Origin of the sequence: Agrobacterium tumefaciens, from assembly GCA_025559845.1 — a bacterium.
GTDB lineage: Bacteria > Pseudomonadota > Alphaproteobacteria > Rhizobiales > Rhizobiaceae > Agrobacterium.
Genome location: CP048469.1, coordinates 920,990 through 936,099, shown reverse-complemented (window position 1 = coordinate 936,099; position 15,110 = coordinate 920,990). Strand labels below are relative to the sequence as shown.

The 15,110-nt window shown below is 57.3% G+C and carries 20 protein-coding genes and 1 pseudogene; all 21 read right to left on the bottom strand.

Features of this window, described 5'->3' with window-relative positions:
* Positions 1-17: 17 nt before the first annotated feature.
* Positions 18-440: a DUF3168 domain-containing protein gene (locus FY156_04645; GenBank protein ID UXS00833.1), complete on the bottom strand. Its 423-nt coding sequence runs from the start codon at positions 438-440 to the stop codon at positions 18-20.
* Complete coding sequence (locus tag FY156_04640) at positions 437-901, bottom strand: HK97 gp10 family phage protein (GenBank protein UXS00832.1); 465 nt, start codon at positions 899-901, stop codon at positions 437-439. The genes FY156_04645 and FY156_04640 overlap by 4 nt, the downstream gene beginning before the upstream one ends.
* Entirely contained in the window at positions 898-1,248 is a 351-nt protein-coding gene (locus FY156_04635) for a head-tail adaptor protein (protein UXS00831.1), read from the bottom strand. The genes FY156_04640 and FY156_04635 overlap by 4 nt, the downstream gene beginning before the upstream one ends.
* Positions 1,223-1,414 (bottom strand): hypothetical protein, encoded by a 192-nt coding sequence (locus tag FY156_04630; GenBank protein ID UXS00830.1) that lies wholly within the window; start codon positions 1,412-1,414, stop codon positions 1,223-1,225. Before FY156_04630 ends, FY156_04635 begins: the two co-directional genes overlap by 26 nt.
* A gap of 9 nt (positions 1,415-1,423) precedes the next feature.
* Positions 1,424-2,005 (bottom strand): hypothetical protein, encoded by a 582-nt coding sequence (locus FY156_04625; GenBank protein ID UXS00829.1) that lies wholly within the window; start codon positions 2,003-2,005, stop codon positions 1,424-1,426.
* A gap of 1 nt (position 2,006) precedes the next feature.
* Complete coding sequence (locus tag FY156_04620; protein ID UXS00828.1) at positions 2,007-2,177, bottom strand: hypothetical protein; 171 nt, start codon at positions 2,175-2,177, stop codon at positions 2,007-2,009.
* 71 nt (positions 2,178-2,248) lie between these two features.
* Positions 2,249-3,463 (bottom strand): phage major capsid protein, encoded by a 1,215-nt coding sequence (locus FY156_04615; protein ID UXS00827.1) that lies wholly within the window; start codon positions 3,461-3,463, stop codon positions 2,249-2,251.
* Between the two features lie 29 nt (positions 3,464-3,492).
* Positions 3,493-4,347, bottom strand: coding sequence for a Clp protease ClpP (locus FY156_04610; protein ID UXS00826.1), 855 nt, complete (start codon positions 4,345-4,347; stop codon positions 3,493-3,495).
* Entirely contained in the window at positions 4,344-5,570 is a 1,227-nt protein-coding gene (locus tag FY156_04605) for a phage portal protein (GenBank protein UXS00825.1), read from the bottom strand. Before FY156_04605 ends, FY156_04610 begins: the two co-directional genes overlap by 4 nt.
* Positions 5,570-7,282 (bottom strand): terminase large subunit, encoded by a 1,713-nt coding sequence (locus FY156_04600; protein ID UXS00824.1) that lies wholly within the window; start codon positions 7,280-7,282, stop codon positions 5,570-5,572. The genes FY156_04605 and FY156_04600 overlap by 1 nt, the downstream gene beginning before the upstream one ends.
* Positions 7,269-7,757, bottom strand: coding sequence for a hypothetical protein (locus tag FY156_04595; GenBank protein ID UXS00823.1), 489 nt, complete (start codon positions 7,755-7,757; stop codon positions 7,269-7,271). Before FY156_04595 ends, FY156_04600 begins: the two co-directional genes overlap by 14 nt.
* 2 nt (positions 7,758-7,759) lie before the next feature.
* A pseudogene (locus FY156_04590) lies at positions 7,760-8,192 on the bottom strand (HNH endonuclease).
* A 162-nt stretch (positions 8,193-8,354) separates the two neighbouring features.
* A complete protein-coding gene (locus FY156_04585; GenBank protein UXS00822.1) occupies positions 8,355-9,005 on the bottom strand; it encodes a hypothetical protein in 651 nt (216 codons plus the stop codon).
* A complete protein-coding gene (locus FY156_04580) occupies positions 8,992-10,236 on the bottom strand; it encodes a hypothetical protein (protein ID UXS00821.1) in 1,245 nt (414 codons plus the stop codon). Before FY156_04580 ends, FY156_04585 begins: the two co-directional genes overlap by 14 nt.
* Before the next feature lie 13 nt (positions 10,237-10,249).
* Positions 10,250-10,543, bottom strand: a complete 294-nt coding sequence (locus FY156_04575) for a hypothetical protein (protein UXS00820.1) — start codon at positions 10,541-10,543, stop codon at positions 10,250-10,252.
* Positions 10,540-12,423: a DNA methyltransferase gene (locus FY156_04570; protein ID UXS00819.1), complete on the bottom strand. Its 1,884-nt coding sequence runs from the start codon at positions 12,421-12,423 to the stop codon at positions 10,540-10,542. Before FY156_04570 ends, FY156_04575 begins: the two co-directional genes overlap by 4 nt.
* A complete protein-coding gene (locus FY156_04565) occupies positions 12,420-14,042 on the bottom strand; it encodes a ParB N-terminal domain-containing protein (GenBank protein UXS00818.1) in 1,623 nt (540 codons plus the stop codon). Before FY156_04565 ends, FY156_04570 begins: the two co-directional genes overlap by 4 nt.
* Positions 14,039-14,221 (bottom strand): hypothetical protein, encoded by a 183-nt coding sequence (locus FY156_04560; GenBank protein UXS00817.1) that lies wholly within the window; start codon positions 14,219-14,221, stop codon positions 14,039-14,041. The genes FY156_04565 and FY156_04560 overlap by 4 nt, the downstream gene beginning before the upstream one ends.
* A complete protein-coding gene (locus FY156_04555) occupies positions 14,221-14,457 on the bottom strand; it encodes a hypothetical protein (protein UXS00816.1) in 237 nt (78 codons plus the stop codon). The genes FY156_04560 and FY156_04555 overlap by 1 nt, the downstream gene beginning before the upstream one ends.
* Entirely contained in the window at positions 14,454-14,621 is a 168-nt protein-coding gene (locus FY156_04550; protein ID UXS00815.1) for a hypothetical protein, read from the bottom strand. Before FY156_04550 ends, FY156_04555 begins: the two co-directional genes overlap by 4 nt.
* Positions 14,618-15,091 carry a hypothetical protein gene (locus FY156_04545; protein ID UXS00814.1) on the bottom strand — a complete coding sequence of 158 codons (474 nt, stop codon included), beginning with the start codon at positions 15,089-15,091 and terminating at the stop codon, positions 14,618-14,620. The genes FY156_04550 and FY156_04545 overlap by 4 nt, the downstream gene beginning before the upstream one ends.
* Positions 15,092-15,110: the final 19 nt, after the last annotated feature.

Below are 15,110 nucleotides of genomic sequence, written 5' to 3'. Positions count from 1 at the left end.
CTCCTATGTTGAGATTGTCAGTGATGCTCAATGCCAGCCCGAAAGGTGCTGACAATCTGGGTGGTTAGGCCGTCAGGTGCGCGCAGATCGCGCCGACCGTCGAAGACGAAGTAAACAAGAGCGTTTTCTGCAAGTGGAATGCTCTGCTCATTCAGGGCTCTCTTTATTGCTTTCGCAATCTGGCGCCCCTCCATATAGCCCGGATCTTGAGACCAAGCGTCCAATTGAATGATCAGCTCCGAAGCCTCAATACAATCCGTATCTTCGGGAATGTCCTGTACGGGTCCGAACGATACATAAGGAAAAGTCGCCGTGATCCTACCGTCTGCCGTGGGGACTCGGTCATAAATACGAGTGCCGACAAGCGCAGTCAGATCGGAACTCGCCTTCAAGGCATTGACGATTGCGACTTGCAATTCGTGCGCAGCGTCGATTGTCATGATCCTGTCGCCACCTTCTTTGCCGCATCCCGCGTCGCCTTACTTATGGCTCGCACGGTCCTGCGCTTGTTAGCCCGCCATGACACATAGAAAAACGGCTGTGCTGTCGTTCCCGGATGTTGAGATCCCGAAAACTTCCCGCCGTTTATGTGGCGCGCTGTGCCGAACTCGACCCATCGCGCATAATATGCCTCACTGTTTCCCGCGTAGATCGTCAGCGTCATCCCATCCTCACCGGCGGCCTGCACGGACGCGATAACCATCGCGCCCTTCGGCGCCTTCCCCCAAGTCCAGCCAATACTGTCCCGTAGGGCGCCACCATCAACCGGTACCAGGGATTTCATCATCGCGACGATCTCATCGGCTTTCGCCTCCATCGCCTTCCTGATCATTTCCTTGGCAACAGCGGGTAGTCTCGCAAGCTTCTTGTTGAGCCGATTGAGGTTCAGTATCTTCGTCATCCGCTTGCCACCCCGCTTTGACACAGGAAATCCAGCCACAAACGGTCGCTCGTTGGCGTCACATCCCGAATGTTGAACTCAACACCCGATCGAACGTCTCGCGCACGCCAATCGGTACTTACCTGACGGGTTTCGGAAGACGAACGAACAAAGATAACCTGAGTGTGCTGGCCTTGCAGTCGATCAGCCATGACACTTTCGCCGCCGCGCAGATGCGCAAATCCGGCCCGCACCTGGAATTGCTCGATCCATTGACCGACGGAAACTCCATCGCCACGGTCGATCTCTTCCCGCTTATCGAATGCGACGCGGTGAAAGAGGTCACCGGCTGATCTCGGTTTCGCCATCGGCCTGCGCCTCCGCGTCTTTTCCTGCCCATTCGGCTTTCCCAGCCGCTACCGCCGCCATGGCACATTCGCGCCGCACGGTGCCCTCGTAGCCTGCCTTGTAACCAATGGTGGTTTGAGGGACGGGCTTGTAGTCAAAGTCGGCGGTGAATTTCACGCGCGCCATAATTGCCTCCTAAATCGAGAACCGACGCCATTTGGAGATCAATGATTTCTCGATGACTGTGAGAGCTTTCCCGGCCTCAACGGCACCTTGCTCGTACCCGACCTGCACTTTCATGATGATGGCGCTGCAGATGTCTTTCGGGACCGTTGGCTTATCATTGATGACAGGCCACCCAGCCTTGTACTCGACCGTGACAGCCGATCTCTCATAAAGATCCGAGGGCCGCGTAAAGGCGTTTCGGAAACGGATTGACGACTGACCACCCGAACTTGTTTCGAGGCCGTAGCTTGCGGCGGGCACCGTCGATATCTGACCGGCAGAGTTTCGCCATGACACCGATACAGGCTGGATTACTGGACCGAGAGGAAGGCAGAGGGATTGATCGAAACGGTCGAAACTCTGTCTCCACGTCTGCTCAACAAGGCAGATACCGAGAATGCCCGTCCAGCCCTCATAATCATCGACTGCCGCCTGAATGAGGAATTCGAGCGTTGCATCATCGTCGCCGCTGTCGATGTGCAACGCCCGCTTTACCTCGTCGACGGAAACAGGGGTGACGACTGGAGCCGTCACTAGGACTGGACGATGCATATTACTGACCTTCCGATTTGCCTTTCGGCTTTTTCTCAGCGGATTCCGGCGTCTTTCCCACCAAGCTTTTATCTAGGAGCGGCTTCATTTTTGCCTCGCTCATCTCGACGGCATCGCCACGGCGATAGAGGTTCACACCGTGACGGAATGTTTTCAGTGCTGTCAGCTTCATGATCTTTCTCCATCGGTTCATAGAGCGGGCAGCCCGTGCTGCCCGCCTTGATGAGCCGAAGCCCACCATAGTCAGGGGGTGACGGCGGTTCCGAACGGGCCTGAAACGAATGCTTCCGGACGCTTCACGGCGAGCGCGAGACGCTCCTCGCAGCGAATGGAAATCAGGTTCTTTTCGAAGTCGTCGGCGTTTTCGGTGGAAATCACCACATTCGCATCTTCACGATCAAACACCTGAGCACCCGTGCGGAATGCACCGGCAAGGAACTCGCCTTCGAACGCAGGAATTTCAGTCTCGACAACTGGGCGACCCCAGAGTGTGGGACCTGCAATGCGCAACGGGTTAGCCAGAATGTAGCCGCCGTTAGCATCCTTCGCCAGTTCGATCTTGGCCCAGTCGGTGAAGTGAACCACGAAACCGTCAACCGGCAGGCGAGCAAGCTGCGCCTGAAGGATGGCCAGACGAAGATCGTCTATCGGCGTGCGCGCATCCGGAGCAAAGGCTGGAGCGAACACGGAAGCCTGCGGAACGATCCCTTCGAGATGGCCGTTTGCACCCGATCCAAACAGGATTTCCTGCTCTTCGACGTATTTCAGGCCATAGCGCATCTCGGCGTCGATGGTGGACTGCAACTGTGCGAAGTCGTCCATGATCTGCTTGGACGCCTTGAACATGTGAGCAATAGTCGCGACAGGCGTAATCTTCGTGTTGAACTCGATATCCGAGTAAGGCTTCGCTGTCCCTTCCGTCACAATGACAGCCGCCGCATTCGTGAAGCCCGTCTGCTGCACCCAGAAGATTGCCGGCGATGTGGTGCGACCAGGCGCAATCAGGTCACGGATGAACAGACGCTGCTTCGGCATCACATCGATACCAGGCAGTCGCTGCGGTTCGACGATGCCTGTCGCAATGTCCGGCGAAGTCGTCACGTTCTTGACCGGGACACTGACACGGCGCCCGGCTTGAACACTGGCCGCGAAATCCTTCATCGCCTGATTTTCGACGGCCTGCTGTCCGATCGACTTGAAGTCGTCAGATCCACTGCCGCCGCGACGTGCGCCCTTCTGCTCGACTTCACCCAAGCGGGCCTGCAGATCTTCCAGCTTGCCGGAAAGGGTTGTCTGCGATGTCGCGAGCTTGTCGACTTCCTGCTTCGTCTGCTCGGACATTTTGCCGGTGTTTTTTACCTCTGCGAGGCACTCTTCAGCTTTCTTGCTGAACTCGTCGTTCACGCGCGAAAGATCATTCGTTACCTGCTTGAGCAGGTCGCGGATATCGTCAGCCATTGCTAGGCTCCTATTGTGAGATGGGCGTTTCAGGCCCGTGTTAGGCTAAGTCTGGCCGCAGCGAGGCGCAGACGGTCAATCGCATCATCGTCAGCGCTCGGCATGACGTTCTGAGGTGCAGCGCCCGGCATGCCTTCAGATATTTCCTTGATCAGTTTTCTACGTTCAGAACGTGGAAGCGGCTTACCGGAAGCAAGCGCCGCTTCCAGCCGATACAGGGCTGGTTTCGAATTGCTGACGCTCGATGTCTCAATGTCGAAATCGGCCACCTTATCAGCGAAACCTTTGTCAACTGCACCCTGTCCGCCAAGCCATGTCTCGGCGTCCAGCATTTTTTGGATGTCGGAGATTTCTTGCCCAGTACGATCCGCATACATCTCGGCGCAGGTTTCATCGAAAACCTTCATGATGTCGCCGGTCTCGTACATGACATGCCGGTCCCCTGCAGCAACCCACTGGGTATTATGGACCATTACGAACCCGAGCTTGGCAATCTGAACTTCATCACCGGCCATTGCGATAACAGAAGCGGCTGAAGCCGCAATGCCAAGAATCTGAACCGTCACCTTTGCAGGATGTGCTCGGAGCAGGTTGTAAATCGTGACGCCTTCAAAAAAGTCGCCACCCGGAGAGTTGATCAGGACGGTAACCGGCTTATCCCCGATCTGACGTAGCGCACCGGAGATACGCTTTGACGTCACCCCCTCACCAGTCCACCAGTCGTAACCGATAACATCTAGGACGGTAATGACGTCGGATCCATCGACTGCGGCCGCACGAGGCATCTCCATAGGGCGATACATCTGCAGAGCTTTCTCCGTAAGATGAACAGAGCCAGTCACGCCATCAGGGCAATGCAATTCGGGCAAAGCGCGGAGGCTCATTTTCTATCTCCTTTTTCCGACACACGAACCCCGAGGATCGCATTGACAGCCTCGGTAATCGGCACGTTCTGCATCTGCATTCTCGACACGTCTCCGCCATCCACCGGCGGCAAACCTTCGAGGCGACGAACTTCGTTGATAGTCATGACGCCAGCATTCAACAGCGAGGTGTAAAACGCTGCTCTCGCCTGACTGTCGCCCCTCAAAAGATCTTCGTAGTTGAACCTGACCTTGAAACGGCGCCGCTCTTCCGGCGTCATGATGCGTTTGGAAATTGCCTTCTCGATCCGGCGAAGCTGCGAACGCAGACTAAGGTTGAGCCAGCTCTGCATTATTGCAGATACACCCGATCCCCACATCGTCTGACCATCACTGGCGTGCCCAATAATGATTGGTGGAACACCCAGCCAGCGGCAGATCTCCTCAACATTGAACCGGCGATTGAGGATCATCTCGGCGTCACGCGGTGTAATATTGACCGACTTGAAGTCAACGCCCGCTTCAAGAATACCGACACCAGGTGCGTTCGGCCCACTATACCTTTCGGCAAAGTTTTTGCGGGCTTCCGCTCGTTGCTCCGGCGACAGTTGGTTGGGGAAGGTGAAGAAACCTTTCGCTCTCATACCCTTGCCGAACATTTGTCCTGCGGCACGCTCAGATGCGATGGCGATGCCGAGCGTCTGTCGCGCATGCGCAACTGGCGACATCCCTACGTCACCGTCTCCGAACGCCTTAAGGTGAAACACCTTGTCTTCCGGAAGATCGATCAGCTTTCCACGATCGTTGAAACGGTATCGCAAAGATCCGTCCAGCAACCGCTCGACGGAAGTGTCCGCTGGCATGCGATTGAGCGCGACAAGCCTATCACCGGAGTACACTTTCTCAGCAAAACCATTTCCCGACGTGCAAAGGCCGAGAACACGGCCTTCCCAAAATTCAATTGAGGTCTGATCAGCGTTCGGGCTTTCGTCGAGCAGCTCCTGCAACGGATGATCCGAAACCCGTATCCTGGCACCGTCAGACCGCTTTTCCATGACCTCAAGAGAAAAGCTTGCAATTGTCTGCGCGGTCACACGCGTGCATGCCCAGAACGCAGAGAGGTTCAATGCCCCTTGGGTAGAGACGTGCTCACCGGCCCACGTCTCACCGCCGCCCCAGATTTCATACAGCTCGCTGTCGCGGGCAGTCAGCTTTTTTCCGAACAGTCGGTTCCAGAGGCCCATCAGACAAACACCGCATTGGAGATAACATCATTCATGTCGACGGCTCGCGCCGCCTCCGGATTGTGGAACATCAGCATCGCGGCGTTGAAGAGCGCCATAAGCGGATCAATCTTCGCGGCGCCGGAGACTTCCTTCGTCACCACGTAATTGCTTCCCTTGAGGGTTTGTTTCGCGTTGCCGACCGCCCACGACATCATGGGCTGATCACCATGCAGGAAACGGGCATCCTCAAGTTTCAGAGGGACAGAGGAGATGGCCGTTTGCAGCTTCCACCCCTGCGCAACGGCCTGAACAAGAGGCTGCTCAATGCCAAGCTCTTCTAAAGCGTCGAGCAAGAGTGCGATCCCGGCACTGTCGAGGCCTATCCCGGACTGTTCAGGCAAGAGTCCACTGTCGTGAACCTTTTTGCAGATCGCTGCGGCTGACGATGCCTGTTCTTCACCCGATCGAGAAACGACGAGGTCTCCAGCTTCTTCGAATTCCCGAAGACGAGGCGCAATGCTTTTTCGCTGCTCAAATACCGTAGGACGCGCCCAAGCTCTCCCCCAACCAAGCCAACGCTTTGTCCGCTTTTCACGGCCAATGACGTAAAGTGCCGCCAGATCGTCCGCGCCGCCCCAGTCGATGCCTATGGTGCAGACCTCCGACCGCTCAAGAAGAGCGTCGAGACCGGTAATCTTGACGTCGATACAAGATTCCCAATGCATTGCACCGGACCATCCGTCACCTCCAAGACCCACACCGATCTCGATATTTAGGTGCTGACTTGCCCAGACTTGCTCTGTTTCCTTGCTGACCTTGCCGTTGTTTTCGTAGTCATCAATCAGCGCTTGCGGATCGATCGAGCGGCCAAGGTTCGGCAACAAATATTCCCAGTGTTTCTGATTGCGCCAGAAGTCCTGATCTACTTGTTGCTGACGTGGGAACTCGTACAGCACCGGCAACATGATGGGTGACGCACCGCCACGTCCGTCACGAATCGCCCGCGCCTTATCAAGTTCGATGCGCCATATTCCTGCCGGTGGCTCATCTGATTGGGTCGTTATCATCAGGACCTGACCGCGCTGCTTAGTAATGCCGCCGCCCCGGATCTGCTGCATCACTCGCGTGGCTTTAGAAACCTTTCCAAGTTCATGCAGTTCGTCGATGATCGTCATGACCGGGATTTCCCCGGTAACAATTGAAGTGTCGAACGTCTTCACGTCCAGCTTCGTCCCGGTCTTGACGCGGGTAATGCACTTCAGGTGAGCCTGAACTTTGAATACCTCGCTCAGCTTGGGATCGTTCTCGATCATCAGCTGTGCCTGCCCGAAGCACCGCTCAGAAATGTTCTGGCTGGGCGCTACGATCAACATCTGCCGGTTCGGGGCCTCCTCCATGAAGAGCGCAGTCAGTCCGAGCGCCGCAACATAGGTCGTCTTGGAATTCTTCTTGGGAACCATGCACAGCAGTTCCCAGACAAGGCGGCGCTGCGTTTCTGGATCCTCACTCGCAAGGAATGCGCAAAGGATATCCCGGAACCAGTCGCCGCAAGCTTCAGACAAAGGCGGGTTGCCGGGAACATCCGGCAGGCGAAGCCGGTTGAAGAACGCCAGCGCCTTCGCAGCTTTCGCCTTGTTGACCGGGACCTCCGCCATCGGTGTCTGCCCGGATTGGAGGCGATCCCACCAGTCCGGGCAGGCAAACCGTGGCAAGTCCTCAGTGGTGTGCATTGTGCGAGGCTTCCCGCTCCAGTTCGGCCATCAAATCGGCGTCGGCATCAATGGCGCGCCGTTCGTCAGCAACCTTTTTCCCAAGTTTTTCGGGAGCGGCTTTCGGTTCGTCACGCTTCCGCTCTGACGCCAACTCCCTTTCGATCTCCATCCGGTCGCTCTTATCCAGAAGCTTTCCAAACTCCCGCAGCGCGCCGACGTTACCCTTCTCAGCAAGTTCCCAAGCCAACTCAAGCCGCCTCGTTTCAAGCTTGTCCCGCGCACCTTCACGCTGACGGATCTCATAAAAATAATGCTTGTGAAGCGTCGGCAAAGTGATGCCGAGTACGGCGCAAATTCTGGAGCTTGCCCAACCAAGAGCCACTAACATACTGACTCTATTGCGACTTCGTTGAGTTACCTCATGCTGAGGCCGACCGCGCTTAGTCGGTGCATCAACCCAAGGGTTGCCGAACAGGTCAAATTTCTCAGTCATGGCTAAAAAAAATCTCTCGATGAGGGGGGCGCGGGTCTAGAGGCGAAGGGCTTTCCAGACTTTTGACCGCCCCCCCTACCGACCAGCGGCTCGTTCCTGCTTTTGCTTCAATCGGTCGTGACAAGGCTTGCAAAGGCACTGCAGGTTGTTCTCATCCCAGAACAATTGCTCATCGCCGCGATGAGGCATCTTGTGGTCAGCCACCAATCTCGACGTGTTACCATCAACGCGACCGCAGCCAACCATCTGGCAAGTGAAGTGATCACGGATCAGCACGGACATTCGAAGCTTCTGCCATCGGCTCGTCTTGTACCAAGCTCGGTATGCGAGACTGTTATCGCGCTGACGGTCCCGATCCTGCTCATCGCCTGGCATTGGACCAAGACGAGGCGGCAGCTTGCCGATCCTTGATTTGAGAGTGGTAAGTCTGCCCATACCCACAATGCAAAAAGGCGACCGTCTGGCCGCCTCATCAAGATCTCATAGCTGTAGCACTGACCCTGAATCGGTGTCTCACTTGGGAGACTGTCAGGACTGGGTGCGGGCGTGAAACGTAATCGCCACTAAGAACCGCATCGACCGTGGGCAGATTTGTACTCACAACTTCTCAAGCATTGCAAGCGGCATGTTGAACACAGTTGGCTTTCCGAAAATTACGACGGTAACGACAGCATCACCCTGCCCACCCTCTCCGAATGCATCCACCGACACCTCGTAGCCGACGAATGGACCACTCGTTATCCTGACCTTGTCGCCTTTCCTGATCGCGCCTGCGCTGCGGCTGAAATCATAAGCGCCGCTCTGCGCCAATTCCTTGAACTCATTGATGGTTTCACAACTCACACGAATGGCTTTCTCGCTGCCCATAACGATGTTTTTTACACCCTCAAACGACAGGATACCGCGCAAAGCATGGTTATCCGGCAGGCAGTAAACGAACACAATTCCGTTGAAGACTGGTAGGCTGGAGGCTGGCAACCGCCGTCCATGACGCTTTCTTTCCGGCCCCATTCTCATGATGACGCAAGCCTCAATACCGGCTTCGATCATGGCACTTTCAACAGTCTTTTCTCTTCCGTAGTCCACTCGGGCGATCACCCACGCCGATTCGGTTGAATTATGCGCCCTCACCTTCGAGGCAGATTCGCGCTCGTGAGCGATCCGCGCTGTCTCCCTCGCGATGCGCTCAAGCTTCATTATACCCATCAGAGAGACATGCGAGATATGACCAAACTTATGCTGCATCATCGTTCCGTCCCTCGTTCAGTCTGGCATTGAAGTTGTCTATGGCCACAGCGACAGCAGCGTCCAGGTCGCTCACATCAGGCGGCAAAGGTGGGAACTGCGCGAACTCCAAGACTTCAGGAGCAGAAGGCCAAGGCCAGCAACGCTCCGCATAGGCGCGCTTCCAAGCCTCCCAGACCTCACCACCCACAGAGACCCTTTCAAAGTCCTTGCTGATCTCAACGATGCGGTTGACGACAGTGAAGCGCTTGCGTTCGATGAGCTGCACAGCCTCTGGCCAGCCTTGCTTCTCATTCTTGTCCCGCCAGATGAGGTCGCTCTTCTCCGGGTTATTATCGATGATGTGCTGCTCCAAAGTCGTCAACGACAATACCCGGACCGGCTGCAGAAGCTTTGAGGTCAGCAGGGCGCGGCCAGCGCGAGAGAACACCGTGAAGACCTCCTTGCTCTCTGCCTGCGGAGATACGATCTTTTGGGCGGAAAGCTTCGTCCAGCGCTTCTCCTTCAGGTATTTTGCTGCGGAGCAAAGATGCTTGCGTCCGATCGACAACGCTGCGGCCTGGTAGGCGTCCGAATGCTCCAGAGCCTGCGCCCTCTCCTCCGGCGTGAGCAATGCCCATTCCCGGCGTGCATCCGGCTCGCTATCGCTGATCGCGGTTTTCCAACCAACGAAGAACCGCTTAAACGCCGTTTCGATCAATTTCGGATTTTCTTCCTCATTCCTCAAACCACCGCCCGCAGGCGCGTCTCTCTCTTTTCGTTCAACATGAGCCGTTAAAGGATAGGCGTTAATAGGTGCCGGTCCAGAGTCGGCAGGGGGTGCCGACTCTGGGTAGGCAGGGGGTGCCGATATACCGGCAGGGGGTGCGGAATGATCGCCCTCAGAATTAGGATCAAATTCCTTTTGATCGTCCTCGTCCCATGCATCAAACGCAGAGCTATCGACGGCAGAATCGTAGATCACGCGATACCAGTGTGCGCTGTCGCGGCCACTGGAGCTGAGAACCTCACGCCGTTCTAACGCGCCGATCTCGACGAGCCGCGTAATGGAAGCCTGCACCGTCGAACGCGAGCAGCTCAGCGCCTGCGCAAGTTTCACCTGGCTGCGCCTGCACCAGCCGTGGCGCGTGTTTGCGTTCCGACCAAGCATGCAGAGCACTTGCAGGTCTTTCCCTTTCAGGCGCGGATCTGCGATGATCCAGCCGGGAATGATGGATAGTCTGGGCTCATTCATCTGCCCGCCCCCCTTAATAGCGTATCGCAGGAATGCCGAGCGCGATGCGTTCCAGACGCCCTCGTGCTGCACCGACTTCCATGCGCAATGATTTGTCCCCGTCTGCGCCGCGCTCGCGCCGCAGACCTGTCAGTTCGATGTCGAGATAGTCGAGGCCCTCACGAAAATGGGCGTTGAGCAGCCGGTTCCGGATGGTCATTTCACAGGAGAGCAGAACGTCGAGCGGGCACGTCAGAAGCCACGCTGCCCGCTCCTCGCGTGTCCGCGCCGCCTCCAGCCGTTCGATACGAGGAATGAGCAGGTTCATGCTGCCACCGCCGTGACTGCAAGGTGGCCGCAGTTTGCGGCGACCAGAGCCTTTGCGACAGGTGGGCAAACGCTATTGCCGACGCACGAGACCTGCACCTCCTTCGAGAACGGCACCCATACCGGCGCATCGGCCTGCGAGCGGTCAAAATACCCTTCGATCTGATAGTCACGCGGAAAACCCTGAGCGTTGAAGAGCTCACGCGGCGAGAGCATGCGCATGCCGATATCGACGACCACAAACACTACGCCATCGATTTCAATGGTCACGAACTCACGCTCATCCCAGACGCCATGCGCGCGTAGGAAGTCTGCCACCTGCCGTGCCCGCGCTGCCTGCGCTTCCGTGAAGGGCGGAACGTCCACTTTCGCCTCAATGTGCCCGAAGCGATCGCGCGTAGTGATCGTGCGGCAGGCGTCGTCCTCACGGGCGCCTTCGCCGGTCCCGTAGTAGGATTGCAGATACGGCATGATCAGGCGGCTCTTGCCCTGCCCTTCCGGCATGATGGTCGCGGAAGGTTCCGTGACACTGTGACCGGTTGAGGTTCCAAAATCGCGCGCGATGTAGGCGGAGACGAGCTGCTGCTGACTGCCCTTCTGGGTTACGGTCGACAAAGCCTCATCCAACCCACGGCCCGGATTGACGCCGCCGACACGCCGGCTGTCATTGTTGGCCTGTGCCATGTAGCCGACCAGAACGGAATTCTGATCTTTCTTGCTGGCCGTGATGGTATGCGACTGCCCATCCACGGAACGGCAAGCGCCACCTTGCTGGGCATAGGTCAGAACAGGTGCCACCAGCATCTGATGTGCGCCGCCTGCAGTGATCGTGTGAGTTGCCTCATCAACTGCGGAAAACGGCTTCTGGGCATTTCGCATGGTCATGATGTGAGGCGCGATTAAAGCTTTTTCGCCGCGATGCGCTCCGGTGATCGTCCTCAGGCTGTCGTCGAGATCCTCAATCCGGCCGCCGTGGGTCAGGTTGACCAGGAATGGCCGCTTTGCCTTCAGTACATAGCGATCAAAACCCCGCGCAACGCGTGACTGAGACGCATCAGCGATCGGACGCACAGACCGCAAGCCAAACTTTTCCCAAATCTCGGCAGATGTATCGAAGATCGACGGGCAAGGAAGGCTCCAATCGACCTCATCCGCCATGATCGGCCAAGGCAATTTACGACCGGCAATCACGTCAGCATCATCCGGCGCGCCATGCGTTTTTTCCGGCCAGACAATCGGCTTTCCGTCGAAACGCATGATCACGAAGAGGCGCTTTCGGATGGTCGTGGCGCCGTAATCGCGTGCACGGATCTCGCGGCTCTCCATTTTCGCACCGAGCTGCCGAAGCTTCTTGCACCATTTCTGGTAGGTCTGGCCTTTGCGCTCCGGATCTGGCCGCAATCCCTTGTCGGTCTGGATCAGAGGGCCATAATCCTTGAACTCCTCGACGTTCTCCATGATGACGACATCAACCTTGCCGCCACTCTGCTGGATGCGCTCTATCCAGCCGGGAATTATCCAACACAGGTCGCGAATATTGCGCTCGACCGGCTTACCGCCCTTCGCCTTGCTGAAATGTTTGCAATCGGGGGAGAACCAGGCGAGGCCAATATGCTTGCCGCGCAGGTGATCGAGCGGATCGATCTTGTAGACGTTTTCCGAGAGGTGGATCGTCTCAGGATGATTTGCCTCATGCAGCGCCAGCGCCGCCGCGTTGTGGTTGATGGCGAAGTCAGGCGACCGGCCAAGCGCCTGTTCAATACCGGTAGACGCGCCACCGCCACCAGCGAAGCTATCGACGATGAATGGACCATGTGGACCGAGAGAAGGAACGGCAACAGATTGACGGAGGTCGAAGAGGTTTCCGGCGTAAGCATTCATGCCGCACCGCCTTCCGGCGTGCTGAAAAGCTTACAAGGCGGACTTTCATAGATGATCTCGGGCGCACCCGCCTGGTTGCCCCAGAAATCCCATTTGCCGTTCAGCCTGATATCGCCATCAGCCAAGCTTTCCTTGCGCTGAAACAGCTCCAGCTTCCGCAGCGTGGGCCAGAGACGGTCGATCTGCTCTGCAAACCACACCGGTTTGCGGCTGTGTTCGGTTTTGGGCTCAGAATAGAGACTTTCCGGCTGCGTCCCCATGAGGGGCGCCAGAGAAACTCTGCCTCGCTTTCCAATGAGCAGCAGTTCATGCCGGTCGCGTACCCAGCGACCCATACCGATGTTGACCTTGTCCCATGCGATGCAGGTCACATACTCGAAGCCCCAAGCATCCAGCACGGCCAGACCGTCAGGAAGGCGGTTTGCCGTCACCCAGAGACAAACGACCGCATCGGGTGTGAACGGTGATTTCTCGCCAGCGCACAGATCTTTGATTTCGTCGACGGACATCGACGGATATCTCAGGCCCTTGTCCTGCCCTGTCTCGTCGCTCCATGCTTCCTGCGGCCATGGCGGATCGGCGTAACCAACAGCGTAAGCGCGGCGCGGCAGGTCTCCACCGGCTTTACGGCCCGTCTCGGCAATAAGGCCAACCAGGCGAATGCGGGACTCTCGGTTGCTGGCCTGCTGCGCCGCACGGATCTTCTTGCTCTCGGCTGAAATCGCCTTGTCCGAGGCAATGAGGTCACGTGCAAACTGCTCCTGCGCCTCTGCCGTTTCCAGACGCTTGATCTGGTCAAGAGTGACACCTTTGTCGTGCCGAGTGCCGCGCAGAAGCTGCAGAGCAGACTTCGAGATCTTCTCGCCGCGCTCGACATCGCGCTGAATGGTACGCTCTTTTTGTCCGGTCGCTTCTGCGGTTGCCGCCGTGAACCGATTTGCCGTTTCGCCAATTTGGCGAGACGGGACTTCCACGCCCTTTTTCAGCGTGGCTTCACGCGCCGTCTCGGGATGCTTGACGAGATAGATCTCCTTGCGACGAGCAAGGAACAAGGCTCTATCGGTTGGCGTGAGATCCGCCCGGACAAGATTTTCGTCTATCTCGCAAAGCTGGCGGTCCAGCTCGTCACCGTCGTTATGGAAGCACAATACCTTGATGCCGAGACGCGAGCATGCCTCCAGCCTGTGACCACCAGCGCCAAGCCTCGCCTTTGCATCCGTTTCTTTGCCGTAGACATCGATCGGCTGACGCTGCCCGTCTCGACGAAATGCATCCATCAGGGCGAGGACGGTCTTTTCATCCAGGCCGCGAAGCCGGTCCCCGACGTCGATTGATTTGGGGTCGCGAGCAACAGCGACCTTCATCGCCGAATTCACCAGCTCAAGCTCATCCGGCAGCTTGCCCTGTTCGCGCGCACGCTCCAGAATCGCCACCGCTTTTTCGCCAGGACGAAACAGATTGCCGTCCTTGGCGTCACGCGTGAGATACCTGTGAGCCATTGCCAAGCAAGCTGCGCGAACCTCCTGCGGATTTTGGCACCGGTATTCACCGGTTCGAACGGCAGCCATGATGACGGCAAGTCCGGTTTCTTTCGGCATTTGCAGCGTTTGCGTTCTCATGCCGCACCGCCTTGGCGCTTGCTAAGCAGACGCAGATCCGTATCGCGGATAATCTCGGCGGCGCGCTCCGGCGAGGCACCGCGACCGAGCAGCCTGACAGCCATGCGTGGCGGAAACTCGAAACCTGCAAAATTGATGGCCGCGCGAACCGGCGCCGGTAGGTTGTCGAACGCCTCCATCAATGCGCCCTCATCAATCGATCAAGGTACGCCTGGCCAAAGCCAGTCAAACGAAGGTCGCATCCGGATTCGCCGATATGGACGTAGCCCGCTTTACGCAGTTCGAGCGCAAGCCCCCTTGCAACGAACGTCGCGGAAACAGTCAGTCGACCACCTGCGAAGCGAACTTCGCGAAGGAGTGCACGAGCAGCATCGGAAATGGAGGGTAGATCAAGAACGCTTTCGTTAGGCTTCAATGTCCTGCCTCCTCAAGAATGCGGCAAACCTCGCTCTCGGCAAGGTTCAATTCGGTTGCGATTTCGTGGGTGGATTTGCCGCTCCCCCAAAGCTCAAGAACCCGCGCGGTGCGGGCGTCTTTCACGAGCTTGGAGCGGCTGGTTTCGGCCATGGACAAGGTCATTGCCCACCACCGATCAATCCGGCGCGCAGATCCTGCATCTGGGCAATTGCATCGTCGAGGATTGGAAGAAGCGTACGGCGCTCGTGATTATCGATCTTTCCGTCAAGGAAAGATGAGATCAGCATCGAGAGCAGCTTGCCTTTGGTGTCCGCCAAACGGCTGACATCCGCCATGTCAGGGGCATCAGCCACAGCGCCCGATGCGATCAGCTCGTAACCGCTAAGCTTCGCCATGAATTCGGTGATGAGCGGGTAACCAGCCATGCGCTCGATATCGACAACGACATCAATCGGCATGAAGTCCTTTTCGCGAGGCGACGTGCAGCGGGAAAGGTGCGCCTCGCCGAGACGGCTTTCCTTCGCAACGTTCGATGCACCGACCTGCCGGAGCATACGGCCAACGGTGGCTTTCAAGTCGCGCCGCTCTTCCTGAGAGGTGGGGCGCATAGTTTCGGTGTCATCTGGGCGCACGAAATCGTCCTCGAAAATC